The organism is Chromobacterium vaccinii, assembly GCF_000971335.1.
Lineage (GTDB): Bacteria > Pseudomonadota > Gammaproteobacteria > Burkholderiales > Chromobacteriaceae > Chromobacterium > Chromobacterium vaccinii.
The window spans coordinates 70,231-95,956 of the sequence record NZ_JZJL01000005.1; the positions used below are offsets into that span (position 1 = coordinate 70,231).

Consider the following 25,726-nt stretch of genomic DNA (forward strand, 5'->3'; position numbering starts at 1 on the left):
CTAGGCTCCTAATATATTCCGGCTTCAAACGGTGTCGGAAAGGTTGGGCGCGGCATGAAGAAAAACACCGCGGTGTTTCAGCAGCCAGCCGCGAAAGCTTTCCGCGTCCACCGGCGGCGAGATGAAGGACCCTTGGGCGATCTCCACGCCCAGTTGCCGGCAAAGCTGCCATTCCGACTCTGTCGCCACGCCTTCGGCCACCACGTCCAGGCCTAGCTGGCGTCCAAGCTCGGCGCTGGCGCGGACGATGGAGAAGTTGGTCGGGTTGAGCGCGGCGTCGATGACGAAGCCCTTGTCTATCTTCAGCTCGGTGAAGGGAATGCGCGATAGGCGATCCATGCTGGCGAAGCCGGTGCCGAAATCGTCTATGGATAGCCGCGCGCCTTTCAGCCGCAGGCGAGTGAGCAATTCCAGCGCGCGCGTCGGGTTGGCCATCAGGCCGGTTTCCGTCACTTCCACGATCAGGCGGCTGAAGGGGAAGCCGCAATCGACGAGTATGCGTTCGAAGCGGGTTACCAGCGCGATTTCGTTCAGCGACTCCACCGACAGGTTCAGCGACATCGCCAGCGGCGTCTCGCTGGGCAGCCTGTCCATGATGACGGCCGCCTGCCGCAGCATCTGTAGGGTCAGTTCGGTGATCAGGCTGGAGTTTTCCGCCAGCTGGATGAACTGCTGGGGGCCTATCAGTCCGAGCCGGGGATGCTGCCATCGGGCCAGGACTTCCGCCGAGCGTATCTGGCCGTCTTTCATTGAAACCTGGGGCTGCAGGAAAGGGCGGAGCTCGCCCTTGCCGATGGCGGCGCGCAACTCTTCCTCCGTGGGCGGGGACACGACGCCTGGAGTGTGGCGGCTGGCGGGGGGCGGCTGATTGATCAGGCGCTGCAGCGTCTGGTGGTTGATGGGCTTGGGCAGCACGCCAGCCAGCCATAGATCGTACATGCGGGCCAGCTCGGCCACCGACTCGATCACTCTCTCGTCGAAGCCGCTGGAGATCAGCAGCATGCCTTGAAAACCTCGCTCGCCCAGATGGCGGACGAACTCGATGCCGTCCATGCGCGGCATGTCGAGGTCGCAGAAGATCACGTCGAAACGCCTATCGCCGGCGTCCAGCTGGATCAGCGCGTCCAGGCCGTCGCTGGCCACCACCACATTTTCGTAGCCGAGGCGTTGCAACACCATCACTAGAAATCGCTGCGATACGGCATCGTCGTCTATGACCAGTATCTGGTGCATCGCCTCTCCCATGGCGCCAGACCGCCATACGGTGTGGATGCTGCAATTATAGTGATGGGTTTCCGGGCGGGTAAGGGGCCGCCCGGCGGGGAGTCAACTATCCTGGCCGATGTCCAGCTGGCGGATCTTGCCGTTTGCGTCCAGATGGAATTTGAAGTAGGTGTTGAAATTGCCCCAACGGTCGCTGTGAAAGCCGCCGTACACGTCCAGCCCCTGGTTTTCCACCCGATCTATGCTGGTGAAGTGCTCGTGTCCCATCGCGTGTTCGCTGAATTTGTGGAAATTGGCTGGCAGTCCATCATCAGTCAGTGTCGCATCGGTATTGAACTGCGCCATCCAGTTGGCGTGGTCGCCGTGTTGCAACGCCTCTATCGCCAGCCGCACAGCCGGCTGGGTGAGTATGTCCAGATTCATGAGGGTTCTCCTTGGTGCAATGCTTCCCGCTCGTCTCGATCTTCCTGGCAAAGGCCGCGCGCATGGCGATATCGCCTTGTTGTCATCGTGGCGGAAGAGTCGAAAACAGGAGCAGTCCCGATAACTTGCAGCTTTAAAGCCCTGCTCGCGCTGTCTGGAACGGCGCGGCAGAAGGTCCCGTCAGCCTGATGGTGGAGGACGGCGGGCGTGGCGAGCATGGCCATGCCGGTGGCGAATGCCACAGTACGCTATAGCCAACGCGAGGGGGGATTGCAATCAGCGGCTTGACCATTGTCGTGCCTGGCCGCGTGGTTTGCCGCTACAATGGCGCCTCGTTGAATAGACACCAACCTGTTACTGGATTTTTATGTTGCGCATTTCCGAACTCAAGCTGCCGCTGGACCATACTCCTGAGGAGCTGGCCGACGCCGTCGCCGGCTTTTTGAAAGCGCCGGCGGACGACGTTCGCGGCTTCACCGTGTTCAAACGCAGTTACGACGCCCGCAAGGGCGTGATGAGCCTGGTCTACATCATCGACGTGGATGTGGCCAATGAGGACAAGCTGTTCGCCCGTTTCAAGGGCGACCGCCGAGTGATGCCCACCCCGGACACCAATTATTACTATGTCGGCCAGGCGCCGGCCCAGCTGAAGCAGCGTCCGGTGGTGGTGGGCTTTGGCCCCTGCGGCATTTTCGCGGCGCTGATCCTGGCCCAGATGGGTTTCAAGCCCATCGTGCTGGAGCGCGGCAAGGAAGTGCGCCAGCGCACCAAGGACACCTGGGGCCTGTGGCGCAAGAGCGAACTCAATACCGAGTCCAATGTGCAGTATGGCGAAGGCGGCGCCGGCACCTTCTCCGACGGCAAGCTGTACAGCCAGATCAAGGACCCGCGCCATCTGGGCCGCAAAGTGCTGACCGAGTTCGTCAAGGCCGGCGCGCCGGAGGAAATCCTCTACCTGGCCCGTCCGCACATCGGCACTTTCCGCCTGGTTTCCATGGTGGAGAACATGCGCGCCGAGATTATCGAACTGGGCGGCGAAATCCGCTTCGAGCAGCGCGTGGACGACCTGATCCTGGACGGCGACCGCGTGCGCGGCGTCAAGCTGGCCGACGGCGGCGAGGTGCTGAGCGACCATGTGGTGCTGGCGCTGGGCCACAGCGCGCGCGACACTTTCCAGATGCTGGAAAAGCGCGGCGTCTACATGGAAGCCAAGCCGTTTTCGGTAGGTGTCCGCATCGAACATCCGCAATCGCTGATCGATCAGGCGCGCTGGGGCAAGTACGCCGGCCATCCGCTGCTGGGCGCGGCGGACTACAAGCTGGTGCACCATGCGAGCAACGGCCGCGCGGTGTACAGCTTCTGCATGTGCCCGGGGGGCACCGTGGTGGCGGCCACTTCGGAAGAGAAGCGCGTGGTCACCAATGGCATGAGCCAGTATTCGCGCAACGAGCGCAACGCCAATTCCGGCTTCGTGGTCAGCATTTCGCCCGAGGTCGACTACCCGGGCGGCCCGCTGGCCGGCCTGGACTTCCAGCGCGAGCTGGAAAGCAAGGCATATGAATTGGGCGGCGGCGATTACTTCGCGCCGGCTCAATTGCTGGGCGATTTCATGGCCGGCAAGGCATCCACCCAGCTGGGCGAGGTGGAGCCGTCGTATAAGCCGGGCGTGACCATGACCGATCTCGCGCGCATTCTGCCAGACTTCTGCGTGGAGGCGATGCGCGAGGCGATTCCGCATTTCGCCCGCCAGATCCGCGGCTACGATCTGCACGACGCGGTGCTGACCGGCCTGGAAACCCGCACCAGTTCGCCGCTGCGCATCACCCGCGGCGACGATGGCCAGAGCCTGAACATCAAGGGCCTGTTCCCTGCGGGCGAGGGCGCGGGCTACGCCGGCGGCATTCTGTCGGCGGGCGTGGACGGCATCAAGGTGGCGGAGGCGGTGGCTAAGGCCATGCTGGGCCAGTAAGGCATTTGTCTTTGGCATCGGCCGCCGCGGCTCGTCAGCCGCGGCGGTTTTTATTTGTCCATCCACATAATGTTCATCCAGGCGTCAAACGCTTGGCATCCGGCCTTGGCAGGATGCCGGTTTCGCTCGGGAGAACAGTATGGATAGACGGCATTTCCTCAAGACCACGCTGGCCGGCAGCGGCGGCTGGCTGCTGGGCGCCGCCGCGCAGGCCGCGCCGGCGCTGATCGTGCCGGATCGGTTGCGTCCGCAGGCGGCTTCAGGCATCCAGATCGGCGATGTGGGCGCGGACCGGGCGATAGTCTGGGCGCGCGCCGACCGCACGGCGCGCATGCAGGTGGAGTGGGATGTCAGCGAGCGTTTCGCCGATCCCCGCAAGCTGCGCGGGCCATGGGCCACCGAGGCCACCGATTTCACCACCCGCATCGATCTGAGCGGCTTGCCGGCCGGCGAGCAGCTGTTCGTCCGCGTGCGTTACGAGGATGCCGCCTCCCCGCGCGCGCTATCCGAGCCGCTGCTGGGCTGTTTCCGCACGGCATCGCGGCAGCCGCGCGACTTGCGCTTCGTCTGGTCCGGCGACACCGCCGGCCAGGGCTTCGGCATCAATCCGGATTGGGGCGGCATGCGTATTTATGAAACCATGCGCCGGCAGCAGCCGGACTTTTTCGTCCACTGCGGCGATACCATCTACGCCGACGGTCCGATGGCCGCCGAAATGACGGTGGAAGAGGGGGAAATATGGCGCAACCTGGTGACGCCCGAGGTGAGCAAGGTGGCGGAGACGCTGGACGAATATCGCGGCCGCTATCGCTATAACCTGCTGGACGACAATGTGCGTCGCTTCGCCGCCGAAGTGCCGCAGATCTGGCAATGGGACGACCACGAGGTGGTCAACAACTGGTCTGACAGCAAGAACCTGGCCGACGACGCCCGCTACCGCGAAAAGAGCATAGGCGTGCTGCAGGCCCGCGCGACGCGCGCCTTCATGGAGTACGCGCCGCTGCGCCATTACGGCGATCGCGAAAGCGAGCGGGTGTACCGCCGCCTGCCGCAGGGGCCGCTGCTGGACGTGTTCGTGCTGGACATGCGCAGCTACCGCGACGCCAACGGCGCCAATTTGCAGGCCGAGGGCGAACCGGGCGGCGGCTTCATGGGCCGCGAGCAACTGCACTGGCTGCTGGAGGGATTGAAGTCGTCCCGCGCCGTATGGAAGGCGGTGATGGCGGACATGCCGCTGGCGCTGCAGGTGGGCGACGGCAAGAATGCTGACGGCAGTCCGCGCTGGGAGGCGATGGCCAATGGCGATCACGGGCAGCCGCGCGGGCGGGAGCTGGAGCTGGCCTGGCTGCTGGGCGAGATCAAGCGCCAGGACATCCGCAACGTGGTCTGGTTCACCGCAGACGTCCATTACACCGCCGCCCACCATTACCATCCGGAGCGGGCGGCTTTCGCCGATTTCAACCCGTTCTGGGAGTTCGTGTCCGGCCCGCTCAACGCCGGCACCTTCGGGCCAAACGCGCTGGACATGACTTTCGGCCCCAAGGTCGTATACCAGAAAGCCCCGTCTGCGCAGAACACCTCGCCGCTGGCCGGGATGCAGTTCTTCGGCCAGGTGGACATCGATGCCCGCAGCCGGGCGATGACGGTGAGGCTGAAGGATGTGGCGGGGCAGACCCTGTTCACGCAGGAATTGCCGCCCGCCTGATCGCGGCAAGCTTGCGCTTGGACCGAGGAGCCGTTGCGGCCGCGCGGCTTAGCGCCGGCGGTCATTCCGTCACGATATGGTTTTGGCAACAGAAGCTTAACAGTGTTATTGACATGGGCATTGTTCTGATCTAGATAAAATCATGCTTTTACAATGACAACGCCGCCGGCTGCGCGCCGGCCGGCCCTCGCGCCCGCGCATGACGCCATGCGCCGCGCCTTCTGCAATGGTATTCGTGGCCTGACTGTTCGATCCTGCCTGGGAGAAAGTCAATGGTGCGAATCGCGTCCCCCATCAGTGAAATCAAGGAACGTTACGAGGTTGTGGTGATCGGCTCCGGCTACGGCGGGGGCATCGCCGCGTCGCGGATGGCGCGGGCCGGCCGTTCGGTCTGCCTGCTGGAGCGGGGTCGGGAGATCATTCCCGGCGAGTACCCCGACACGCTGGCGGAAGCGACCGAGGAATTCCAGGTCCACCACCCGGATGGCCACCTCGGCTCCCGCACCGGCCTTTACGATTTGCACGTCAACGCGCAGCAGAACGTGATCGTCGGCTGCGGCCTGGGCGGGACTTCGCTGATCAACGCCAATGTGTCGCTGCAGCCGGAGCCGCAGGTGTTCGAGGACCCGCGCTGGCCGGAGGGCGTGCGCGATCATGTGGACACGCTGTTGAAAGAGGGGTACGCGCGGGCGCAACAGATGCTGAAGCCCACGCCCTATCCGGATGCCGCGCCGGCCTTGCCCAAGCTGCAGGCCAACCAGAAATCCGGCGAGCGGATACAGGCCAAGCATACTTTCTACCGTCCGCCGATCAACGTGACTTTCGACAAGCTGCCAAACGATCTCAACCACGTCGGCGTAGAGCAGAAGCCCTGTAATTACTGCGGCGACTGCGTGTCCGGCTGCAACAACCATGCCAAGAACACCACGCTGATGAATTATCTGCCGGACGCCAGCAACCACGGCGCGGAGATATTCTGCCAGGCGTCGGTGCGCTATCTGGAGAGGGATGGCGACGGTTGGATCGTCCATTTTCAGTACGTGGGCACCGGGCGGGAGAAATTCGACGCGCCGACGCTGTTCGTCAAGGCGGACATCGTGGTCCTGTCCGCAGGCACGCTGGGTTCCACCGAGATTCTGCTGCGCTCCCGCGCCGAAGGCCTGCCGCTGTCCGACCAGTTGGGCCAGCACATGAGCGGCAACGGCGACATCCTCGGCTTCGGCTACAACAACGGCGACAAGATCAACGGCATCGGCTTCGGCACGCACTCAGCCAAGGAGGTCGGTCCGGTCGGCCCCTGTATCACCTCCATCATCGACATGCGCGACGAGAGCGGCTGGCGTCGGCGCATGGTGATAGAGGAGGGCTCCATTCCCGGCGCCATCGGCGGGCTGATGGTGCCGGCGATGGCCGCGGCGTCGGCCGAGCTGGGCCAGCCTTCGGAAACCGGCGCGCTGGCCAAGATCAAATACGCGGCGCGCGAGGTGGAGAGCGCGTTGCGCGGGCCTTACCACGGCGCGATGAACCGTTTGCAGACTTATCTGATCATGAGCCACGACGACGGCGCCGGCCGGATGGCGCTGGACGATCACGACCAACTGCGGCTGGATTGGCCGAACGTGGGCGAGCAACCCAACTTCAAGATCGGCAACGACAGGCTGCAGGAGGCCACCCGGGCGCTGGGCGGCATTTATGTGCGCAACCCGATCTGGACCGATCTGTTCAAGCACAGCCTGATCACCGTGCACCCGCTGGGCGGCTGCGTGATGGGGGAGGACGCGGGCCAGGGCGTGGTCAATCACAAGGGCCAGGCGTTCTGCGGGACGAGCGGGCGCGATGTCTATCCCGGCCTGTACGTGACCGACGGCTCGGTGATTCCGACCTCGCTGGCGGTGAATCCGCTGTTCACCATCTCGGCGGTCAGCGAGCGGGCGATGGCGCTGCTGGCGGCGGACCGCGGCTGGAAGATCGACTACACGCTGCCGTCGGCGCCGCGCCGCGCGCCGCAGCCGCAGTCGGACAAGCCCGGCATCGAATTCACCGAGACGATGAAGGGCTTTTTCTCCACAGCCCACCGCCAGCCGGCGGGAACCGATCTGGCGGGGTACGAGGCGGCGGCCCAGGCCGGTCAGGACGCCGGTTCGACCATGGGCTTTACCGTCACCGTGGCGTCCGACGATCTGGACCGGTTGATTTCCGACCCCAGTCATCCCGCCACCATCGTCGGCACGTTGAACGCGCCGACCTTGTCGGCGCTGCCGCTGACAGTCAGCCATGGCGTGTTCAACCTGTTCGAGGAATATCCGCAGCAGGTGGGCGAGCGCCACATGAATTACAAGATGCGCTTGAGCGCCGAGGATGGGTCCGAGTACTTCTTCAGCGCGTTCAAATCGGTGCCCAGCGATCACGGGCCGCTCAAGATCTGGGCCGATACCAGCACCTTGTACGTGACGGTGTACCAGGGCGTGGATGATGGCGGCGAGGTGGTCGGCAGCGGGGTGCTGCATATCGAGCCGGCCGACTTCGCGCGGCAGATGACCACGATGAAGGTGCTCAACGTCTCCAGCGAGGCGGAGCGGCTGAAACAGCTGGCGCGCTTCGGCGAGTATTTCGCCGGCGTGCTGTGGGAGAGCTACGGCGGCGTGCTGGCCCCCAATGTCTACTTCAATCCGGACGCGCCGCCGCGCAAGAAGCGCCCGCTCAACGCCGGCGCGCCCGAGGTGGCGTTCTTCCCGACCGACGACGGCGTCAATCTGCGGCTCACGCGCTACAACGGCGGCGGCAAGGGACCGGTGATGCTGGTGCACGGCCTGGGCGTGGGGTCGAACATCTTCTCCACCGACACCATCTCCACCAATCTGCTGGAGTACCTGTACCAGCACGGCTACGACGTGTGGCTGCTGGACTTCCGCGTCAGCATTCTGCTGGAAGCCAGCCAGCAGCAGTGGGACGGCGACCAGGTGGCGCGCTACGACTATCCGGCTGCGATCCGGCGGATACGCGAAGCCACCGGCGCGGCCGACGTGCAGTGCGTGGTGCACTGCTACGGCGCCACCACCTTCTTCATGTCCATGCTGGCCGGGCTGGAGGGGGTGAGGTCGGTGGTGTGCTCGCAGATCGCCGCCGACATCGTGGTGCCGGCCGCCACCCAGGTGAAGACCGGCCTGCATCTGCCGACGGTGCTGGACAAGTTGGGCGTGCAATCGCTGACCGCCTATACCGCGTCCGATTCCAACTGGTTCGAGAAACTGTACGACACCGCGCTGAAGGGCTATGCGCTGGCGGAGGCGCAGGGCTATTGCAACAACCCGGTCTGCCATCGCATCACCTTCATGTACGCGCCGCTGTACCGTCACGAAACCCTCAACGAGACGCTGCACGACAATCTGCACGAGCTGTTCGGGGTGGCGAACATGCGCACCATGGAGCATCTGGCGCGGATGTGCCGCGAGGGGCGGCTGGTGTCCTTCGACGGCGACGACATCTACATGCCGCACTTCGAGCGGCTGCAGCTGCCCATCCTGTTCATCAGCGGCGAGCGGAACGAGTGCTACCTGCCGGAGAGCACCGAGCGCACGTATGACAAGCTGGTGCAGCGTTTCGGGCCGGAGCGTTACAGCCGGCTGGTGGTGCCGGGCTACGGCCACATTGACTGCATGTTCGGCAAGAACGCGGCGGCCGACGTCTACCCGGCCATCGTCGCCCATCTGGACAAGACAGCAGGCGGCTGAGGCGAAACCGCCGGGGCCGCTGTCCGGTCCCGGCCGCGCCTGGCCATTCGACGCCGTCTTCACAAGGACCTCCCCATGGACAAGACTCGTTGCGCGGAATGCGGCGTACGCTGGTTCCAGCGCTTCATCTGGATCGGCATCGCCATCAATATGGTGTTCGCCATCCCGGCGCTGTTCTGGCCGGATTTCCTGAACAGCAGCTTCGGCCTGCCCAGCCAGGCGGTGTACCCGTGGCTGCAGAACGCCGGCATGCTGCTGGTGGGCGTCAGCCTGTTTTACGCGCCGGCCGGCGTCAACGCCGCGCGCTATCCGGTGTATTCCTGGCTGTGCGTGCTGTCCCGGCTGATCGCGGTGGCGTTCTGGATCTACCTGATCCAGACCTCCGGCTATCCGGACGCCTTCAAGCCCTTGCTGTACTCCGACGCCGCGATGTTCTTGATCCTGGGCGCGCTGCTGTACATCGGCCTGCCGGCGGAGCAGCGGCCGTGGCCATTGATCCGGGCCGGCCTGTGCGGCTTGTGGCGCTGCCTGGCCAAGTGCTTTGCCGGCGCCTGCCGCAAGATCGCCATCGTCGTTGTGCTGGTGTTGGCCTTCGTCGGCTACGAGGCCTGGGCCAATCTGTTGCGAGAGGTGCCGCAGCCGCCGCTGGCGTCCGACGTTGACCACTTCAAGTACGCGGCGATAGGGCTGGGGCCGGACGCGCGCATTCCCTTGTACGTGTTCTCGGTGCTGCCGCAGGTGTGCGCGCAGCGCATGCCCAAGCTTGGCACTGGCTGGCAGGCCTTCGGCTTCATCTACGAGGGCGGGCATGACCTGCCGATCGGCCTGGCCAAGCGCCAGATCGGCTATCCGTCGGTAGAGCCCAATTGCGCGTTGTGCCATACCGGCATGTACCGCAAGAGCGCCGATGACGTGCCGGTGCCGGTGCCCACCGCGCCGGCGGCGCTGCTGGATCTGGAGTCGTTCCAGTGGTTCCTGTACGACTGCGCCGGCGATCCGGATTTCAACGCCAAGGTGATCAACGCCATCGAGCAGCATTACGAGCTGGGGCCGATCGAAAAGCTGTTCTACCGCTTCCTGATCGTGCCGGCCACGCGGCAGGCCTTCCTGAAGCAGAAGCAGCAGTACGCGTGGCAGAAGCTGCGGCCACAGCAGGGGCCGGGTCGCACCGACACCTTCAACCCCACCAAGATGGCGGTGTTCGGTTTCCCGGACGATTCCACCATCGGCACGGTGGACCTGCCGCAGATCTGGAACCAGAAGCCGCGCGAATCGCTGTATCTGCACTGGGACGGCAACAACAACGCCATCAAGGAACGCAACTACGCGGCGGCGATGGCGGTGGGCGCGACGCCGCAATCGGTGCTGCCGGCTGAATTCAAGCGCGTGACCGATTGGCTGCTGTCGCACCCTTCGCCCAAGTGGCCATTCGGCGGCCTGGACCAGGTGCGCGCGCATCGCGGCCAGGCGCTGTGGGAGAAGAATTGCGCCAGCTGCCACGACTTTGGCAAGGCCGATACCGGCCAGGTGACCGTGGGACTGGATGAGCTGGGCACCGACCCCTACCGCGTCAATTCCTTCACCGTCGGGCTGGTGGACAAGTTCCACGAGTTCAAGAAGCCGCCGTTCGATTTCGGCGCCTACCGCAAGACGCAGAGCTACAGCAACACGCCGACCGACGGCATCTGGCTGCGCGCGCCGTATCTGCACAACGGCTCGGTGCCGACGCTGTGGGACCTGCTGCAGAAGCCCGACAAGCGGCCCAAGGTGTTCTACCGAGGCTCCAGCGTGTTCGACACCCGCAGCGTCGGCTTCATCGCCGCCGGACCGGAGGTCAAGGGCGGGGGCTACTTCAAGTTCGATACCCGCCTGCCGGGCAACCACAACACCGGCCACGAGTACGGCACGGGTTTGTCCGATAGCGAAAAGTGGGACCTGATCGAATACATGAAAAACCTGTAGGCGGCGGCAGCAGTCCGCAGAGCGGAGGTGCGAAATGGATTTCAGCGATTGGAAAAACCGGGTCGAGGCCAGCCTGGCCGACGCCAGGCAGACGCTTGAGCAGAAGAAGCAGATCATGGACCGGCTGCAGCAGGTGCACCAGCAGGTGCGGGACGTGATCGATTCCGGCAGCACCTCGGCCAGCGGCATTCCGTGGGAACTGGCGCGGGGCTTGTCGATTCTGGACAATGTGATGGACGGCAAGTCGCTGCCGACCACCGAGGATGAACTGCCGACCCGGGTGATGGACGATGGCACCCTGCTGGGCTGCCGCAAGTGGGAGTTGCTGGACCCGCTGTGGGGCGAGGCGCTGGTGCAGTGGATCGCGCATTTGTGGGACTACGCGCCGTGGGGAGGCGAGCCGAGCCGCGTCGAGATAGCGGACCAGGTCAGTTTCGCCATTGCCGGCGACTGGGGCACCGGCGACTACATCGCGGCCAAGGTGGCTGCCGCGATGAGCAAGCAGGGCGCTGATTACACCATCCATCTGGGGGATGTCTACTATGCGGGCATCAGCTCGGATGAGAGCAATGATCTGAAAGACTGGCCGGCGGGCGCGAAGGGGCAGTTCACCCTCAATTCCAATCATGAAATGTACAACGGCGCGCTTGGTTACTTCGGCGAGCTGTCGAGCAAATTTCCGATGCAGCAGGGCACCAGCTATTTCAGCCTGCACAACCAGAACTGGTTGATTGTCGGCCTGGACAGCGCCTACCACTCGGACAAGATGAATCTATACATGGACGGCGCGCTGGGAGACCAGCAGGCGGCGTGGCTGAAGCAGCTTGCCGCCGGCTGGGACAAGAAGATCATGCTGCTGTCCCACCATCAGGGTTATGCCATGGACGGCTCGACCAAGACGCCGCTGTACCAAGAGGTGGCGGCCGCGCTGGGCCGCGACCCGGACTACTGGTACTGGGGACATCTGCACAACGTCATCTGCTACCAGCCGCAGGGCAAGCTGCTGGCCCGTTGCGTCGGCCACGGCGCGATTCCGTACGGGCCGGCCAAGGCGCTGGACGGCAAGCCGCAGGTGGCGTGGGCGGAGACGCGTTCCGCCGATGACAGCCAGTATCCGGAGCGGGTGTTGAACGGCTTCGTGAGGCTGGAGTTGAACGGCGACGCGCTGACGGAAACCTTCTACGACGAAAACGGCTACCAGAGGTGGCCCGAGCATTAGCCGGCGAAGCAGGTCAGCCGGGCTCGCTGACGGCGCGGCTGCCTTCTATCTCCAGCACCACGGTATGGGCTAGCGTTTTCAGATGCCTTTTCTCCTCTCCGGCCAGGTGCTTGGGCTTGGAGTCGATCAGGCACAGCGTGCCGATGGCGTGGCCGGACGACAGTTTCAGCGGCGCTCCGGCGTAGAAGCGGATATTGGGATCGCCGAGCACCAGCGGATTGTCACAGAAACGGTCGTCGTCGCTGGCGTCGGGTATTTCCAAAATGTCGTCGCCGAGGATGGCGTGTCCGCAGAAGCTGATGTCGCGCGGCGTTTCGCTCGCGTCCAGCCCACAGTGCGACTTGAACCACAGGCGATTGCTGTCCACCAGGCTGATCAGCGCGATCTTGACTGCGAAGCGGGAGCGGCAGTAGGCGGTGATCGCGTCGTAGCGTTCTTCCGGATCGGTATCCAGAATCAGCAACTCTTGCAGCACCCGGACGCGTTCAGCCTCGTTGGTGGGAATGCCGGGAGATTGCATGGCGGCCTCTTGGAATGATGAATGATTTTCATTATAGGCTGTGACATCAGACTGTTAATGCCATTCATGGCGCCATTTTTAATGTTAATAGCGTAATTAATACTAAGTGGGATTAGAACTTGCATGAATTCCATGCGTCTGTAATTTTGTTAGGGCATTTGCTCTAGCATCGCGAGTTTTCCAACGACAAAGGAGATGCAGATGAACGATCAAATCCAAACCGCGGATATCGAGCTGGATGCCTGGTTTCAGGAAGAAACCTTCGCCGAAGCGGTGGAGATGATGCAGGACAAAGCCGTCGTGCCGTTCGGCACCGCGCTGTGGCCGGTCTGATAGGGCATTAGCCGAATCCATGTCTGACAACGGGGTCCTGGCGGCCCCGTTTTTTAGAGCCGCCGACAAAAAGAGATCCTGGATCGCGCCTCCCTGCGTCGAACGATTGGCATGGCCCGCGGCGCTTTGGTCCAGAGACTCCGCAAAGTTTTGTCAGCGGACCTTGGGAGAAAGCTGAATGCGCATCACCACCGAAGAGCAGGCGCGAAGCGTCCGCAACATGTACGCCTGCCTGGCCCTGCATCCGGCAGCCAGGGACAAAGCGGCCTCGGGAGAGCCCATCCGCCTATTGCTGGGGTTCGACGCATATCACGGCGAAGTTGCCGCGAGCATCGCCGAGGGCGCCGGCGAGGCCATCGCCGCGGACATCCGCTTAGCCGAGCTGGAGAACGAGAGCGCGGACGCGCTGGCGGCCGCGATCGAACAATGCGATGTCTTCATTTTCCTGTACCGCTCGTCCACGTTGCCGTCTGTCGATCCGCGCGGTCCGGCCTTCCTATTGCCGATCAAGCAGGCGATGCAGTCCAACTGGAAGAAATCCATTCTGTTCAAGGACTACGGGCCGTATTTCTACGAGGCGTTCTCCGAGCCGCGGGCGCGTATGGCGGAGCGCAACCGCCGCCTGATCGCGCTGGCGGAGCAAGCCGGGCACGTGGCGTTCGAGCAGGAGGGAGGAGGATGGCTCCGCGGCTCGATCCGGCCCGATCAATCCTGGACTTCGATAGACGGCGACGGCAATGTTGATCTCGTCCCAGGAGAGATCGCCACCTCCATCGCCGATCTGCAGGGCGAGGTGCGCTTCAGCGGCGCCTTTCTCAGCACGATACCGTTCGCCGTCAAATACGGCGTGGTCCGCGATTTCGCCACGCTGCGCATCCGCGATAGCCGGGTGGCGGACTTCAGTTGCGGCGACGCGCGCTTCTCGGCGGACTTCGACAAGTATTTGAGCGCCAACGCCGGCAACGCCGCGGTGGCGGAGTTCGGCATCGGCACCAATTGCGGCGTGAAGGGGCTGTACGGACTCAACGCCGGCTTCGAGGAGCGCCACCCAGGACTGCATCTGGGCCTGGGCGGCGGCGAGCTGGGCAGCCACCACCTGGACCTGATCTTTTCCGGCGGCCGGCTGCGCTTTGACGACAGAGTTGTCTTCGACGGCGGCTTCTCGATTTAGCTGAACACCGCGGTGAAGTCGTCGGGGATGTTCAGCCGGTATTCCCCATCCACCAGGACGAAATAGCAGTCCAGCTGGTTCGCGGCCTGGTTGGCGTCGGTGTCCAGCACGTCGCCGGGGACTTGTATGGTGTCGAAGACGATCACGCCGGAGTTGACGGTCTGGCCCGCAGGCACATCGAAGGCGCTTCCGGGCGCGTCGGGCACGACGCGGATGGTGACGGCGGTGTTGTTGGTAAGAGGGCAGTTGTTCAGCGCGAGCGACATGGCGGTCTCCAGAGCGGAGCCGGCGCGGAATGCGCCGGCTCGCTCCATGGACGCTGGCGGAAGCCGGATGCGAAGCCTCGCGCGGCGCTTGCTCAGCCCGGGTCCAGCCGGCACGCCTTGCCGGTGCCGGCGAAACCGCCGTACAGCTTCATCTGGTCCGGCGTCTTGCGGGAAATGTAGAAGCTGTCCGGCAGCGATTTGCCGGCCAGCGGCTTGGGCCAGGTCAGCAGGCCTTTCTCGTCCATATATCCCTTGAAGCTCTCGCCGCCGCGGAATACTTCCACCGTCTGGCTGCGGCGGTCGAAGCGGAACCGAATCTGATCGTCGCAGTGGTAGCTGGCCTGGATGCGTTGCGGCGGCTGGCAGCCGCTCAGCGTGGCCAGCAGCAGGCAGGCGGCGGACAGACGGAAGAGGGTGGGCATGGCTTGAAGCTTTCTACTGGGAGAACCGGGGGCACACTATACCATGCGCGGGCATGCCGCTCCGGCCTGGACCTGATGCGGCGCGGGCTTTGTCGACAGATTGCCCGCGTTGGCGCGGCGATATTTATTTAGGGTATTTACTTTATTTTTACAGTAAACCATCTGGAAACATTCAGGCTTTGACCATTATCTTGCGGGTTCCGGTCGGACAATCGGCAGCAGGAATATAAAAACACGCCGATTGCATGCCTTCGCTTACAAAGGAGAACCCATGGAGGAGTTGGTCAACGCCATCAATGGCGTGGTCTGGAGTCCGGCACTGATTTACCTGTGTCTGGGCGTGGGCCTGTATTTCTCGCTGCGCACCCGTTTTCTGCAATTGAGGCATTTCAAGGAAATGTTGCGCCTGATGTTCAACCGCCAGAGCAGCAGCGCGGGTGTGTCGTCGTTCCAGGCGCTGGCGATGACGCTCGCGGGGCGGGTGGGCACCGGCAATATCGCAGGGGTGGCCACCGCCATCACTTTCGGCGGGCCGGGCGCGATGTTCTGGATGTGGCTGGTGGCCTTTCTCGGCGCCAGTTCCGCCTTCGTGGAGTCCACGCTGGGCCAGGTGTACAAGGAGAAGATAGACGGCCAGTACCGCGGCGGCCCGGCTTTCTACATCGAGAAGGGGCTGGGCATGAAGTGGTATGCCTGGCTGTTCGCCATCACCACGGTGGTAGCCACCGGCGTGCTGCTGCCCGGCATCCAGGCCAACTCCATCGCCAATTCGATGCAGTCGGCCTTCGGCGTCGCGCCCACGGTGACAGCCGCCGTGCTGGCCATCATGCTGGGCTTCATCATCTTCGGCGGCGTCAAGCGCATCGCGGTGTTCGCCGGGGCGGTGGTGCCCTTCATGGCGTTGGGCTACATCATCGTCGCCTGCGTGGTGATCGCGCTCAACATCGAGCAATTGCCGGGCGTGGTGGCGCTGATCTTCAAGAGCGCCTTCGGTTTTGAGGCGGGAATGGGCGCGGTGCTGGGCTTCGCCATCCAGTGGGGCGTGAAGCGCGGCATCTATTCCAACGAGGCCGGCCAGGGCACCGGTCCGCACGCGTCCAGCGCCGCGGTGGTCAGCCATCCGGCCAAGCAGGGCCTGGTGCAGGCGTTCTCGGTCTACATCGACACCCTGTTCGTCTGTTCCGCCACCGCCTTCATGCTGCTGATCACCGGCCAGTACAATGTCCAGGGGCCGGACGGCGCGGTGCTGTACACCGGCATCGCCGGGGTGGCTGCCGGTCCGGGCTATGTGCAGACCGCGATGGAAAGCATCATGCCGGGCTTCGGCTCGGTGTTCGTCGCGCTGGCGCTGTTCTTCTTCGCTTTCACCACCATCATCGCCTACTACTATATCGCCGAGACCAACATCGCCTTCATCAACCGCAAGGCGCGGCGGCCGTGGCTGGTGTTCGCGCTGAAGGTGGGGCTGATGGCGGCCACCGTCTACGGGACTGTGAAGACCGCCGATCTGGCCTGGGGCCTGGGCGATATCGGCGTCGGCCTGATGGCCTGGCTGAACATCATCGCCATCATACTGATGCAGAAGCCGGCGCTGGCCTGCCTGCGCGATTACGAGGCGCAGAAGGCGCAAGGCGTGGACCCGGTGTTCCACCCGGAAAAGCTGGGCATCGTCAACGCCGCCTACTGGGCAGGCCGCCGCGCCGAGAGCAATCTGGACGAGGAGTCGAGCGGCCCGCCGCCGGGTGGCAAGCCGGAACCGGCCAAAGCCGGTTGATTCACGCAACGCCCGCTCACGCGGGCGTTTTTGCATCGTCATGGTATTCGGGCATGGGGTTTGCTTTTACTTCCCGCAGACCCATTCTTTGAATGAGACCATGGACCCATCCGCCCCCTTGAGGCTGTTGCTGGTCAACGATACAGACCGGCCGATGCGGCAGCTGCGCGACGCCTTCGCCGACGCCGGCTACTTGATCATCGCCCAGGCCCATGGCGCGGCCGAGCTGCTGCGGCTGGCGGAGTCGGAGCGGCCGGACGTCATCATCGTCGATACCGAATCGCCGATGCGGGACACGCTTGAGCAGCTGGCGCTGATGGAGCGGTCCGCGCCGCGCCCGGTGGTGATGTTCGCCGAACACGGCGGGGTGCCCGCCATCCAGGCCGCGGTGCGCGCTGGGGTCACCGCCTATATCGTCGATCACGTCTCTGCCGAGCGGCTGGCGCCCATCATCGACATGGCCAGGGTCAAGTTCGAGGAGGACGCCGCGCTGAAGCGCAAGCTGGCCGACATGGAGCGGCAACTGGCGGAGCGCAAGCTGATCGAGCGGGCCAAGGGCATCCTGATGCGCAGGCGGCGGCTTGGCGAAGAAGAGGCGTACGCGCTGCTGCGCAGCCAGGCGATGAGGTCGGGCCTGCGCCTGGCCGACCTGGCTCTTCAACTGATCCACGCCAGCGAGCTGCTGGATTGAGAGGACGCGATGCATGCAGATTACCTTGAGGACAGCAGCCTGGCGCGGGTCCGCGTCGGCTTCCTGCCGCTGACCGACTGCGCGCCGCTGGCGGTCGCCTGCCGGCTGGGGCTGGACCGCATGAACGGGTTGGTCCTGCAACCCTTGCGGCAACCGTCCTGGGCGGCATTGCGCGACCGCCTGCTGGCCGGGCAGCTGGACGCCGCCCATGCGCTGCACGGCCTGGCTTGCGGCATGCAGCTGGGCCTGGGCGGGCCGCAATGCGATATGACGGTGCTGATGACGCTGAACCGCAACGGCCAGGGCATCAGCCTGAGTCCGGGCCTGGCGGCGCAGCGGCGCGACGGCGCCAGCCTGGCCGACATCGCCCGCTGGTTGGGCCGCCCCTTGCGCCTGGCGCACACCTTCCCCGCCGGCACCCACGCGATGTGGCTGTATTACTGGCTGGCGGCCCAGGACGTGCATCCCTTGCGCGACGCGCGCTGCGTGGTCATTCCGCCGCCGCAGATGGGCGCGGCGATGCGGACGGGCGCGCTGGACGGCTATTGCGCGGGCCAGCCCTGGCACGCGGTGACCGAGGAGCAGGGCAGCGCTTGCCTGGTCGCCGACAGCGCGGCCATCTGGCCGGAGCATCCGGAAAAGGCGCTGATCTGCCGCCGCGAGCTGGCCGATCGGCAGCCCCAGCTGGCTTCGGCGCTGATCGAGACGTTGCTGCTGGCCTGCCATTGGCTGGACCAGCCGGACAACCAGGAGCAGGCGGCGGCCTGGCTGGCCGATGACGTCTGGTTGGGCGTGCCGGCGGAAACCATCCTGCGGCATTGGCGCGCGCATCCCTTGCAGGCCGCGCCGTTGCGCTTCTTCGACGAGGGGCGGGTCAACTTCCCCGATCCGGCCGATGCGCTGTGGTTTCTGCGCCAATACCGCCGCTGGGGGCTGTGGCGGGGGGATGGCGACCGGGACATCGTCCAGGCGCTTTGCGGGACGGCGCTGTACCGCCAGGCGGCGGAGCGCTGCGGCGTCGCCTTGCCGGAATCCGGCCGGCGTACCGCCCTGTTGATGGACGGGCAAGCGTGGCCGCCTCCCAAAACCGGTGCGGATTTGGCGGAAACGCACTGATGCGGTGCAGCAAAAACGGCCACGCTTGCTAAAACTGGGGTTTTCAGGCTGGCACGCGATTTGCGTTCTTGATCCCGGACGGCGCAACGGCGCGCCGCCGGACACATTCGGGCAAACGCCAACGTAGGTGATTGCCACTAGGGACAACGGCGTCCTCTCCTGTTCAGATACGGAGAGGACGCCGTTTTGTTTTGACTATCTGCGCGCGGACTGAATCCGCCGTTCCTGCCGATGGCCTGGCCGCAAGCCGGCCGGGCGGAGAGGGGGGACCGCGCGCCGGGAGCGATCATGAACCGTAGCTTCTGGCAGTCCGGGCACCGGCCGACGCTGGCTTGCGCCTTTCTATACTTTGATTTGAGCTTCATGGCCTGGTATCTGCTGGGGCCGTTGCAGGTGCCCATCGCCGCCGCGCTTGGGCTTTCCACCCAGCAACGCGGCCTGATGGTGGCCACGCCCATCCTGGCCGGCGCCTTGCTGCGGCCGCTGATGGGCGCGCTGGCGGACCGCATCGGCGCCAAGCGCGCCGGCCTGCTTGGCCAGATCGTCGTGATCGCCGCGCTGTTCGGCGGCTGGCTCGCCGATCTGTCCAGCTTAGGCGCGGTGCTGGCGCTGGGCGCGCTGCTGGGCGTGGCCGGGGCCTCGTTCGCCGCCGCGCTGCCGCTGGCCTCGCGCTGGTATCCGCCGCAGCATCAGGGCGCGGCGATGGGCATCGCCGGGGCGGGCAATTCCGGCACCGTGCTGGCGGCCTTGTTCGCGCCGGCGCTGGCCATGGCTTACGGCTGGCAGAACGTGTTCGGCCTGGCCTGTGTGCCGCTGTTGCTGACGCTGGCGATTTTCGCCCTGTGCGCCAGGGAGGCGCCCGCCGCCGCGGCGCCGAAACGGTTGGCTGATTACCTGGCCGTGCTGAAGGAGAAGGACGCCTGGTGGTTCATGTTCTTCTACTCGATGACTTTCGGCGGTTTCTCCGGTTTCGCCGGGGCTTTGCCCGGCTATTTCCACGATCAATTCGGTTTCGACGCCAAAACCGCCGGCCTCTATACCGCCGCCTGCGTGTTTGCAGGCTCGGTGATGCGGCCCTTGGGCGGCATGCTGGCCGACAGGCTGGGCGGCACTCGTTCGCTGCTGGCGGTTTATCTGGCCTGCGCCTTGCTGATGGCCGCGGCCGCGCTCAATGCCGGCGGCGCTGGCGCGGCGCTGGCCCTGTTCGTGCTGGCCATGCTGTGCCTGGGCGCGGGCAACGGCGCGGTGTTCCAGCTGGTGCCGCAGCGCTTCGGCCGGGAGCTGGGCGTGATGACCGGCTTGGTTGGCATGGCCGGCGGCGTGGGCGGCTTCACCCTGGCGGCGGGTTTGGGCGCGGTCAAGCAGGCCAGCGGCGACTACGCGCCCGGCTTGTGGCTGTTCGCCGGCCTGAGCCTGCTGGCCTGGCTCAGTCTGGCCGGGGTGCAGCGGCACTGGCGCGACAACTGGGCGGCCGCCGCCGCCCGCGTGTGAGGAGACGGATATGGACATGGCCGAACTGAAAGACCGGGCCCGGCAGCGGCTGGTGGTGGTGGGCAACGGCATGGCCGGCATCCGCGCGGTGGAGGAGCTGCTGGCACTGGCGCCGGATCTCTACGACATCACGGTGTTCGGCGCAGAGCCGCATCCCAACTACAACCGCATCCTGTTGTCGCCGGTGCTGGCGGGGGAGCAGGCGTTCGGCGACATCGTGCTGAATCCGCCGGAGTGGTACGCGGAGCGGAGCATCGCGCTGCATATGGGCAAGCGCGTCAGCGCCATCGACCGGGCTCGGCGCGAAGTGGTGGCGGAAGACGGCGCCGTCGCCGGCTACGACAGGCTGCTGCTGGCCACCGGCTCCTCGCCGGTGATGCTGCCGATCCCGGGGCGCGAGCTGGATGGGGTGATCGGCTACCGCGACATTGCCGATACCGAGTACATGATGGAGGCCGCGGGCCAGAGGCGCGGCGCGGTGGTGATCGGCGGCGGCCTGCTGGGGCTGGAGGCCGCCAACGGCCTGAGGCTGCGCGGCATGGACGTCGCCGTCGTCCATCTGGCCGACTGGCTGCTGGAACGCCAGCTGGACCGCCAGGCGGGCGAGCTGCTGCGCCGGGCGTTGGAGGCGCGCGGCATCCGTTTCCTGATGGGGCGGCAGACCGCCGCGCTGCTGGACGATGGCCAGGGCCGGGTGCGCGGCGTCCGCTTCCGCGACGGCGAGGAGATTCCGGCCGAGCTGGTGGTGATGGCGGTGGGCATCCGCCCCAACGCCGCATTGGCCGAGGCCGCCGGCCTGCATTGCAGCCGCGGGGTGGTGGTGGACGACACCTTGCAGACCTCGGACCCGCGCATCTACGCCGTCGGCGAGTGCGCCAGCCACCGCGGCGTGGCCTATGGGCTGGTGGCGCCGCTGTTCGAGCAGGCCAAGGTATGCGCCAACCACCTGGCGCGGCTGGGCGTGGCCCGCTATGGCGGTTCGGTGTCGTCCACCAAGCTGAAAGTGACGGGAATCGACCTGTTTTCCGCCGGCGACTTCATGGGCGGCGACGGCTGCGAGGAAATCGTGCTGTCCGACCCGGCCGGCGGCGTCTACAAGAAGCTGGTGCTGCGCGGCGACAAGCTGGCCGGCGTCTGCCTGTACGGCGACACCAGCGACGGCGCCTGGTATTTCAAGCTGCTGCGCGAGGGCCGCAGCGTGGCCGATCTGCGCGACACGCTGATGTTCGGCGAAACGGCAATAGGCGACGCCGGCGTGCAGGGCCAGAGCCGCGCGGCGGCGATGAGGGGCGAAGACGAGGTTTGCGGCTGCAACGGCGTGTGCAAGGGCGCCATCGTCAAAGCGATCGAGGACAAGGGCCTGTTCACGCTGGACGAGGTGAAGAAGCACACCAAGGCGGCCAGCTCCTGCGGCTCCTGCGCCGGACTGGTCGAGCAAGTGCTGATGAGCGTGGTCGGCTCCAGCTTCCAGGAAACGCCCAAGACCAAGGCAGTGTGCGGCTGCACCGGCCATAGCCACGCCGAGCTGCGCCAGGCGATACGGGAGCGCCATCTGCTGACCCACGCCGAGGTGTTCCATTTCCTGGAGTGGCGGACGCCCAACGGCTGCGCCAGCTGCCGGCCGGCGATCAACTACTACCTGCTGTCCACCTGGCCGCACGAGGCGGTGGACGACCCGCAGAGCCGCTTCATCAACGAGCGGGCGCACGCCAACATCCAGAAGGACGGCACCTTCTCGGTGATTCCGCAAATGAAGGGCGGCGTCACCACCGCCGACGAGCTGCGCCGCATCGCCGACGTCGCCGACAAATACCGGGTGAAGATGCTGAAGGTCACCGGCGGCCAGCGCATCGATCTATTAGGGATCAAGAAGGAAGACCTGGTCGATGTCTGGCGCGATCTGGGGATGAATTCCGGCCACGCCTACGGCAAATCCATCCGCACGGTGAAGACCTGCGTCGGCAGCGAGTTCTGCCGTTTCGGCACCCAGAACAGCACCCAGATGGGCATAGATCTGGAAACCATGCTGGCCAATATGTGGAGCCCGCACAAGGTCAAGTTGGCGGTGTCGGGCTGCCCGCGCAACTGCGCCGAGGCCGGCATCAAGGATGTGGGCGTGATCGCGGTGGAGTCCGGCTGGGAACTGTACGTGGGCGGCAACGGCGGCATCAAGACCGAGGTGGCGCAATTCCTGTGCAAGGTGAAGACGGCGGAGGAGGTGAAGGAGTACGGCGGCGCCTTCCTGCAGCTGTACCGCGAGGAGGCTTACTACCTGGACCGCACCGTCCACTATATCGCCCGCGTCGGCCTGGATTACATCAAGGCCCGCGTGGTGGACGACGCCGACAGCCGCCGCGCGCTGCACCAGCGGCTGCTGTTTTCCCTGCAGGGCCTGCCCGACCCTTGGGCGGCGCGCGTCGCCGGCGCGCAGAAGCGCGAGTTCATTCCCATCGCGGTCGAAGCCTGAGGAGAGTCGAGATGAGCATGGAAAACTGGACCAGAATCTGCGCGCTGGACGACATCCCGCGACAAGGCAGCCGCGTGCTGGCGCGGGAGGACGGCGACATCGCGCTGTTCCGCACTCACGACGACCAGGTGTTCGCGCTGCTGGACCGTTGCCCGCACAAGGGCGGCCCGCTCAGCCAAGGCATGGTGCATGGCCGCGCGGTGGCCTGTCCGCTGCACGGCTGGAACATAGACCTGGCCAGCGGCGAGGCGCTGGCGCCGGACGCTGGCTGCGCGCGCCGTTTTCCCGCCAGGGAGGAGAACGGCGCGGTATGGCTGGCGCTGTAGCGGGGGAGGGCGAGGCGATGGACAAGACGGAAACCCGATCCACCTGCTGCTATTGCGGCGTGGGTTGCGGCGTATTGATAGAGAGCGAGAACGGCCGCATCACCGGGGTGCGCGGCGATCCGGATCATCCAGCCAATTATGGCCGTCTGTGCGGCAAGGGCCTGAGCCTGGCGGCCAGCGCCGCCAGCGACAGCGGCCGCGCCTTGTTTCCTGAAATGAGGCGGGGCAGGGATGAGCCGCGCCGGCGCGTCGGCTGGGATCAGGCGCTGGACGCGGCGGCGGACAGCTTGGCCGACATCATCCGCCGCCATGGCCCGGACGCGGTGGCGTTTTACGCGTCCGGCCAGTTGCTGACCGAGGATTACTACCTGTTCAACAAGCTGGCCAAGGGCGTGGCCGGCACCAACAATATCGACACCAATTCCCGGCTGTGCATGTCCAGCGCCGTCACCGCCTACAAGATGGCCTTCGGCGCCGACGGCCCGCCCACCTGTTACGAAGATCTGGAATCCGCCGGCTGCGTGTTGTTCGCCGGCAGCAATATGGCCTACGCCCACCCGGTGCTGTTCCGCCGGCTGGAAGACGCCAGGCGGGATTGGCCCGACGCGCGCTGGATCGTGGTCGATCCGCGCCGCACCGACACCGCGGCGATGGCCGACCTGCACCTGCAGATCCAGCCCGGCACCGACGTGGCGTTGTTCCACGGCATGCTGCACCACCTGATCTGGGAGGGGCTGATCGATGCCGGCTACATCGCCGCCCATGCCGAGGGCTTCGACGCGCTCAAGCGCATGGTCCGCGACTACACGCCGAAGATGGCGGCGGAGATCTGCGGCGTGCGGGCCGAGGACATCGTCACCGCGGCGGAATGGTTCGGCCGCAGCCCGGCCAGCCTGTCGCTGTACTGCATGGGCCTGAACCAGTCCAGCCAGGGCACGGCCAAGAACCTGGCGTTGATCAATCTGCACCTGGCGACAGGCCAGATCGGCCGGCCGGGCGCCGGGCCGTTCTCGCTGACCGGCCAGCCCAACGCGATGGGCGGACGCGAGGTGGGCGGCATGGCCACCATGCTGGCCGCGCGCCGGGACATCGCCAATCCCGATCACCGGCGCGAAGTGGCCGCGCACTGGGGCGTGCCGGAGTCGCGGCTGTCTTCGCGCCCCGGTTTGCCTGCGGTGGCGATGTTCGAGGCGCTGGCGCGGGGCGAGATCAAGGCGGTATGGATAGTCTGCACCAATCCGGCCCACTCGCTGCCGGACCTGGCGATGGCGCGGCAGGCGTTGAGCCGCGCCGAGCTGGTGGTGGTGCAGGACGCTTTCGCCGAAACCGACACCACCGCCTTCGCCGACATCCTGCTGCCGGCGGCCAGCTGGGGCGAGAAAGAGGGCACGGTCACCAATTCAGAACGCCGCGTCAGCCGGGTGCGGGCCGCAGCGCCGCCGCCGGGAGAGGCCAGGCCGGATGGCTGGATCGCCGTCGAGTTCGGCCGGAGGCTGGCGGCGCGCCTGCATCCGGATGAAGCCGACCATTTCGCCTATGCCGATGCCGGGCAGGTGTTCGACGAACACCGCGCGCTGACCGTGGGCCGGGATCTGGACATGGGCGGGCTGGATTACGCTCTGCTGGAAGCGAGGGGGCCGCAGCAATGGCCGTTGCGTGCTGGCCAGACAGAGGGCCAGGCGAGGCGCTACGTCGACGGCGTCTTCGCCACCGACGACGGCAAGGCGCGTTTCCACGCGATCGATTACCGGCCTCCGGCGGACAAGATATCGGCCCACTATCCGTTCCGATTGATCACCGGCCGTCTGCGCGATCAATGGCACGGCATGAGCCGCACCGGGCGCGTGCCCGGCCTGTTTTCCCACAGTCCGGAGCCGGAGCTGCGCATGCATCCGGAAGACGCCGAGCGGAGGAGTCTGCGCGACGGCGATCTGGTCCGCGTCGCCAGCAAGCGCGGGCTGTGGGTGTTGCCGCTGAAGACCGACGGCGATCTGACGCGCGGCTGCGTATTCGCCGCCATGCACTGGAGCCGCCAGTTCCTCAACAGCGGCGGCAGCAACGAAGCGACCACCTCGGCGGTCGACGGATTGTCGTTCCAGCCGGAGCTCAAGCACGCGGCGGTGAAGGTGGAAAAGGCCGAGCTGCCCTGGAGGGTGCTGGCCGCGTTGCGCCATCCGGATTTGTCGGCCTTGCAGGCGGAATTGACGCCGCTGTTGGGGAATATGGCCTATGCGGCGATCTTGCTGGCGGCGGGAAATGTCTTGCTGTTGCGCGCTGCCGATTCCGCTGCCAGGCCGGATTGGCTGGCGCGCTTGCTGGACGCGCTGGCGCTGCGCCCGGGACCGGATGTGCTGGAGTACCGCGACGACGGGCGAGGCGTGCTCAAGCGCGTGGCCTGGAATGGCGACCGGCTGGCGGGATTGGTTTTCGCCGGTGGCGGGCAGGCGGACCGCGACGCGGGCGAAAGCTTGCTGCAACGGCTGCTGGATGGCCAGCCATGGCTGGGGCCGCGGCATGCCGCGTTTTCTCCCGGCGGGACGCGCGCCGCCAAGCGGGACCGCATCGTGTGTCAATGCAAGCAGGTGGGCGAGGCCGCCATTTTGGACAGGCTGCGGCAGGGGCAGGACTTGGCGGAGTTGAAGGCCGAGTTGGGGTGCGGCGCCGTCTGCGGTTCCTGCGCGCCGGAGCTGGCGCGAATGGCCGCCAACACTGCGCAAAACGTTTGAGCGGGCATGCGCGGCTGGATGGCGCGTTTCAAGGATCGAGAGGCGGATGGCCGTCGCGCCTTGTTCCAGCGCAAACGAGTTCCGTAATTTTACTGATCGGAGGACCAGCGGCATGGCCGTGGGATGGGCGCTATATATCTAGCGGCGTTGTGAAAATGCCATTCGATTATAACGTTAAGAAAGGAATTCC

19 protein-coding genes are annotated in these 25,726 nt (G+C 65.6%); 14 read left to right on the top strand and 5 right to left on the bottom strand.

Annotated features, from left to right (window positions below):
* Nucleotides 1–24: 24 nt before the first annotated feature.
* Nucleotides 25–1,233 (bottom strand): EAL domain-containing response regulator, encoded by a 1,209-nt coding sequence (locus VL52_RS03950; protein WP_052717309.1) that lies wholly within the window; start codon nucleotides 1,231–1,233, stop codon nucleotides 25–27.
* A gap of 93 nt (nucleotides 1,234–1,326) precedes the next feature.
* Nucleotides 1,327–1,647: a hypothetical protein gene (locus VL52_RS03955; RefSeq protein WP_021477840.1), complete on the bottom strand. Its 321-nt coding sequence runs from the start codon at nucleotides 1,645–1,647 to the stop codon at nucleotides 1,327–1,329.
* A gap of 367 nt (nucleotides 1,648–2,014) precedes the next feature.
* Between VL52_RS03955 and VL52_RS03960 the strand changes: the two genes are divergently transcribed.
* From VL52_RS03960 to VL52_RS03980, 5 genes are all read left to right on the top strand, one after another.
* A complete protein-coding gene (locus tag VL52_RS03960) occupies nucleotides 2,015–3,616 on the top strand; it encodes an NAD(P)/FAD-dependent oxidoreductase (protein ID WP_046155813.1) in 1,602 nt (533 codons plus the stop codon).
* A 139-nt stretch (nucleotides 3,617–3,755) separates the two neighbouring features.
* On the top strand, nucleotides 3,756–5,321 hold the full coding sequence (locus VL52_RS03965) for an alkaline phosphatase D family protein (RefSeq protein WP_052729106.1): 1,566 nt from the start codon (nucleotides 3,756–3,758) through the stop codon (nucleotides 5,319–5,321).
* A gap of 272 nt (nucleotides 5,322–5,593) precedes the next feature.
* Nucleotides 5,594–9,052, top strand: coding sequence for an alpha/beta fold hydrolase (locus VL52_RS03970; RefSeq protein WP_046155814.1), 3,459 nt, complete (start codon nucleotides 5,594–5,596; stop codon nucleotides 9,050–9,052).
* Nucleotides 9,053–9,127: 75 nt separating this feature from the next.
* Nucleotides 9,128–11,014, top strand: coding sequence for a c-type cytochrome (locus VL52_RS03975; RefSeq protein WP_046155815.1), 1,887 nt, complete (start codon nucleotides 9,128–9,130; stop codon nucleotides 11,012–11,014).
* Nucleotides 11,015–11,048: 34 nt separating this feature from the next.
* Nucleotides 11,049–12,233, top strand: a complete 1,185-nt coding sequence (locus VL52_RS03980; RefSeq protein WP_046155816.1) for a metallophosphoesterase family protein — start codon at nucleotides 11,049–11,051, stop codon at nucleotides 12,231–12,233.
* Nucleotides 12,234–12,246: 13 nt separating this feature from the next.
* On the opposite strand, the gene VL52_RS03985 is transcribed toward VL52_RS03980, so the two are convergent.
* Entirely contained in the window at nucleotides 12,247–12,753 is a 507-nt protein-coding gene (locus VL52_RS03985) for a GAF domain-containing protein (protein WP_052717311.1), read from the bottom strand.
* 201 nt (nucleotides 12,754–12,954) lie between these two features.
* On the opposite strand from VL52_RS03985, the gene VL52_RS25540 reads away from it, so the two are divergent.
* Nucleotides 12,955–13,086 (top strand): hypothetical protein, encoded by a 132-nt coding sequence (locus tag VL52_RS25540; protein ID WP_260799464.1) that lies wholly within the window; start codon nucleotides 12,955–12,957, stop codon nucleotides 13,084–13,086.
* A gap of 178 nt (nucleotides 13,087–13,264) precedes the next feature.
* Entirely contained in the window at nucleotides 13,265–14,257 is a 993-nt protein-coding gene (locus tag VL52_RS03995; protein WP_046155818.1) for a CgnE/CgnB domain-containing protein, read from the top strand.
* Here VL52_RS03995 and VL52_RS04000 read toward each other — a convergent pair.
* The gene (locus tag VL52_RS04000) at nucleotides 14,254–14,523 is read right to left on the bottom strand and encodes a hypothetical protein (RefSeq protein ID WP_144410146.1); all 270 of its coding nucleotides are present in this window, start codon (nucleotides 14,521–14,523) and stop codon (nucleotides 14,254–14,256) included. The two genes, VL52_RS03995 and VL52_RS04000, sit on opposite strands and share 4 nt — an antisense overlap.
* Nucleotides 14,524–14,615: 92 nt before the next feature.
* Nucleotides 14,616–14,945 carry a hypothetical protein gene (locus VL52_RS04005; protein WP_046155820.1) on the bottom strand — a complete coding sequence of 110 codons (330 nt, stop codon included), beginning with the start codon at nucleotides 14,943–14,945 and terminating at the stop codon, nucleotides 14,616–14,618.
* Between the two features lie 271 nt (nucleotides 14,946–15,216).
* Between VL52_RS04005 and VL52_RS04010 the strand changes: the two genes are divergently transcribed.
* From VL52_RS04010 to VL52_RS04040, 7 genes are all read left to right on the top strand, one after another.
* Entirely contained in the window at nucleotides 15,217–16,719 is a 1,503-nt protein-coding gene (locus VL52_RS04010) for an alanine/glycine:cation symporter family protein (RefSeq protein WP_046155821.1), read from the top strand.
* Nucleotides 16,720–16,819: 100 nt separating this feature from the next.
* A complete protein-coding gene (locus VL52_RS04015; RefSeq protein WP_046155822.1) occupies nucleotides 16,820–17,410 on the top strand; it encodes an ANTAR domain-containing response regulator in 591 nt (196 codons plus the stop codon).
* Between the two features lie 9 nt (nucleotides 17,411–17,419).
* The gene (locus tag VL52_RS04020) at nucleotides 17,420–18,526 is read left to right on the top strand and encodes a CmpA/NrtA family ABC transporter substrate-binding protein (RefSeq protein WP_046155823.1); all 1,107 of its coding nucleotides are present in this window, start codon (nucleotides 17,420–17,422) and stop codon (nucleotides 18,524–18,526) included.
* Nucleotides 18,527–18,814: 288 nt separating this feature from the next.
* A complete protein-coding gene (locus VL52_RS04025; RefSeq protein WP_046155824.1) occupies nucleotides 18,815–20,017 on the top strand; it encodes a nitrate/nitrite transporter in 1,203 nt (400 codons plus the stop codon).
* A 10-nt stretch (nucleotides 20,018–20,027) separates the two neighbouring features.
* Nucleotides 20,028–22,484 carry a nitrite reductase large subunit NirB gene (nirB, locus tag VL52_RS04030; RefSeq protein WP_235429194.1) on the top strand — a complete coding sequence of 819 codons (2,457 nt, stop codon included), beginning with the start codon at nucleotides 20,028–20,030 and terminating at the stop codon, nucleotides 22,482–22,484.
* An 11-nt stretch (nucleotides 22,485–22,495) separates the two neighbouring features.
* Nucleotides 22,496–22,810 (top strand): nitrite reductase small subunit NirD, encoded by a 315-nt coding sequence (gene nirD, locus VL52_RS04035; protein WP_082107016.1) that lies wholly within the window; start codon nucleotides 22,496–22,498, stop codon nucleotides 22,808–22,810.
* Nucleotides 22,795–25,536 carry a nitrate reductase gene (locus VL52_RS04040; RefSeq protein WP_046155825.1) on the top strand — a complete coding sequence of 914 codons (2,742 nt, stop codon included), beginning with the start codon at nucleotides 22,795–22,797 and terminating at the stop codon, nucleotides 25,534–25,536. The genes nirD and VL52_RS04040 overlap by 16 nt, the downstream gene beginning before the upstream one ends.
* Nucleotides 25,537–25,726: the final 190 nt, after the last annotated feature.

Bases quoted from the DNA above. Each gene is read 5' to 3' on its own strand.
- VL52_RS03950 (WP_052717309.1), bottom strand. From the start codon at position 1,233: ATGCACCAGATACTGGTCATAGACGACGATGCCGTATCGCAGCGATTT.
- VL52_RS03955 (WP_021477840.1), bottom strand. From the start codon at position 1,647: ATGAATCTGGACATACTCACCCAGCCGGCTGTGCGGCTGGCGATAGAG.
- VL52_RS03960 (WP_046155813.1), top strand. From the start codon at position 2,015: ATGTTGCGCATTTCCGAACTCAAGCTGCCGCTGGACCATACTCCTGAG.
- VL52_RS03965 (WP_052729106.1), top strand. From the start codon at position 3,756: ATGGATAGACGGCATTTCCTCAAGACCACGCTGGCCGGCAGCGGCGGC.
- VL52_RS03970 (WP_046155814.1), top strand. From the start codon at position 5,594: ATGGTGCGAATCGCGTCCCCCATCAGTGAAATCAAGGAACGTTACGAG.
- VL52_RS03975 (WP_046155815.1), top strand. From the start codon at position 9,128: ATGGACAAGACTCGTTGCGCGGAATGCGGCGTACGCTGGTTCCAGCGC.
- VL52_RS03980 (WP_046155816.1), top strand. From the start codon at position 11,049: ATGGATTTCAGCGATTGGAAAAACCGGGTCGAGGCCAGCCTGGCCGAC.
- VL52_RS03985 (WP_052717311.1), bottom strand. From the start codon at position 12,753: ATGCAATCTCCCGGCATTCCCACCAACGAGGCTGAACGCGTCCGGGTG.
- VL52_RS25540 (WP_260799464.1), top strand. From the start codon at position 12,955: ATGAACGATCAAATCCAAACCGCGGATATCGAGCTGGATGCCTGGTTT.
- VL52_RS03995 (WP_046155818.1), top strand. From the start codon at position 13,265: ATGCGCATCACCACCGAAGAGCAGGCGCGAAGCGTCCGCAACATGTAC.
- VL52_RS04000 (WP_144410146.1), bottom strand. From the start codon at position 14,523: ATGTCGCTCGCGCTGAACAACTGCCCTCTTACCAACAACACCGCCGTC.
- VL52_RS04005 (WP_046155820.1), bottom strand. From the start codon at position 14,945: ATGCCCACCCTCTTCCGTCTGTCCGCCGCCTGCCTGCTGCTGGCCACG.
- VL52_RS04010 (WP_046155821.1), top strand. From the start codon at position 15,217: ATGGAGGAGTTGGTCAACGCCATCAATGGCGTGGTCTGGAGTCCGGCA.
- VL52_RS04015 (WP_046155822.1), top strand. From the start codon at position 16,820: ATGGACCCATCCGCCCCCTTGAGGCTGTTGCTGGTCAACGATACAGAC.
- VL52_RS04020 (WP_046155823.1), top strand. From the start codon at position 17,420: ATGCATGCAGATTACCTTGAGGACAGCAGCCTGGCGCGGGTCCGCGTC.
- VL52_RS04025 (WP_046155824.1), top strand. From the start codon at position 18,815: ATGAACCGTAGCTTCTGGCAGTCCGGGCACCGGCCGACGCTGGCTTGC.
- nirB (WP_235429194.1), top strand. From the start codon at position 20,028: ATGGACATGGCCGAACTGAAAGACCGGGCCCGGCAGCGGCTGGTGGTG.
- nirD (WP_082107016.1), top strand. From the start codon at position 22,496: ATGAGCATGGAAAACTGGACCAGAATCTGCGCGCTGGACGACATCCCG.
- VL52_RS04040 (WP_046155825.1), top strand. From the start codon at position 22,795: ATGGCTGGCGCTGTAGCGGGGGAGGGCGAGGCGATGGACAAGACGGAA.